The 1835-nt window shown below is 50.2% G+C and carries 2 protein-coding genes; both read left to right on the top strand.

The features are described 5' to 3' along the window. Positions 1–372: 372 nt before the first annotated feature. Positions 373–735 (top strand): hypothetical protein, encoded by a 363-nt coding sequence (locus tag SADO_RS17180; protein ID WP_353113656.1) that lies wholly within the window; start codon positions 373–375, stop codon positions 733–735. A gap of 117 nt (positions 736–852) precedes the next feature. Further along, complete coding sequence (locus tag SADO_RS17175) at positions 853–1662, top strand: DUF5677 domain-containing protein (protein ID WP_353113654.1); 810 nt, start codon at positions 853–855, stop codon at positions 1660–1662. The last annotated feature ends 173 nt before the right edge of the window (positions 1663–1835 follow it).

Raw genomic sequence — 1835 nt, 5'->3', positions numbered from 1 at the left:
CGAAATACCGATGGCGGGGCTTGAAATTCAAGAGGGTATCTGACCCCATCTGGCTGTTGAACAAGGTGCCGTAATAATCATTGAACCGTCTGGAAAGCTCGCAGGTACGCTGTCAAACAACGGACTCGTCGTGATCCGTGGCGTGTTCGGCGGCGCCCGGTCCGGTTTTGGTGATATTCGTCTCGAAGGCAGTGGGTACATCAAGCAACCGAAATCGGTTGAAGGTAATGTTCACTATTACGAGTGGTAAGCGGCTGCCTAACAATTCGCTGCAGTTGATCGCCCAAAACGCTGGCGCGTTTTGGGTTCCCTCCGCAGCCTGCGGCTGCTCTGGCGGCAACTGAGCTTCGGCGTTATACGCCAGGGGGAAATATGAAACTAGAAGATGGCGACCTCGATATCCAAACACTAGCTGGCAAAGTATTTGGGGTAGTGGAACTGCTGACAGGCGACGAGCCGGAATTTCATCAAGGCTCTGGTTGGTACAAAGTCGGAGAACCTATTCTCGCCTGGTTTTATGTGGTTGGCACGCGAGCCAAGAAAAACCCGCCCAATAGTATTTTGGTTACAGCTACGAAACCCGATGCGGGCCTCAGCGCCTTAGCTTCCAAGTTAGGCAACAACATGTATGGAAGTGAAACGCCAGAGTATGTAGTAACTTGCAACGATTCGCTGAATTTTGCGGGCTTTCTCCAGTTTATCGGCAGAGCCTATACTGCGAGATATGCCGCATAACAAGGCGCTGCAGTTGACCGCCCAAAGCGCTGGCGCGCCTCGGGTTCCCTCCGCAGCCTTCGGCTGCTCCGGCGGCAACTGAGCTTCGGCGTTATATCCGGAACGATTTGGCAGCCTATGGCAGACGAGCAAAAGCTTAATTACTCAGCTGAACTTGAAGCGTACGAAAGGCTGGTACGTAGCGCTGTTGTGGTATCAGATAACGCCGGTAATATTCCGACAACCACGTTGGGAATCGAAGCTACTAAAATTTACACACGCATCACTGCGAGCGTAATAACCATAGATCGAATCTTGCCTCGTAATCGACTCAATAACAGCGACTTTTGGGACTTCCCCTCTGTAGCAACGCTATCTCGAACGTTTATCGAAACGTGTCATCGCTACTTTTATGTGGCCGAACCGGGCCAAAGCGATGAAGAGCAGCTCTTTCGTCGCAAGTTATACTTCTATCATATGAATTGCGAGAAATATAAACTATACAAGGATATCGGATACGGCCCGGAAGTATTGGGGGAATTTGAAGTGGGGCTTCCCGAAGCAAAGAAAGAGCTAGTAGATTGCAGTTTTTATAAAAAGCTAAAGCCACATACTAGGAAAAAAGTTCGGACTGGAAATAGCGAGATGCACCTTTCGAACGACGAAGTCGCTGAACTTTACAATTTGTCATTCGGGCGACACAAGTCAATGTATCGTCTTCTTTCAAATCATGCTCACGGATCTCCCTTTGCCACTACATCCCAGTCCAATGAACGCGGTCGAGGTTTCGAGAATGCAGCTGAACGAGATTATTTATCGCTATGTTTGATGCTGTTACAGCGCTATTTGAGCAGGGTCGTAATTTGCCAAGTAAACTTGTTGGGGCTTGAGACCAAGTGCAGCAACGAGCTGCGTAGTGCAAGAATAGTGTTCTATCCGGCCGAGTGACGTAGATATGAGCTTTTAAGAATATAACGAATCGCTGCAGTTGACCGCCCGAAGCGCTGGCGCGCTTCGGGTTCCCTCCACAGCCTTCGGCTGCTCCGGCGGCAACTGAGCTTGTGGGGGAAGTTGGGGTCAGATACCCTCTTGAATTTCAAGCCCCGCCATCGGTATTTCGG

This window comes from Salinisphaera dokdonensis CL-ES53, from assembly GCF_040361215.1.
GTDB lineage: Bacteria > Pseudomonadota > Gammaproteobacteria > Nevskiales > Salinisphaeraceae > Salinisphaera > Salinisphaera dokdonensis.
This window is presented reverse-complemented; position numbering and strand designations above follow the sequence as displayed.

Coding starts and splice junctions, on each gene's coding strand:
- SADO_RS17180 (WP_353113656.1), top strand. CDS start 373: ATGAAACTAGAAGATGGCGACCTCGATATCCAAACACTAGCTGGCAAA.
- SADO_RS17175 (WP_353113654.1), top strand. CDS start 853: ATGGCAGACGAGCAAAAGCTTAATTACTCAGCTGAACTTGAAGCGTAC.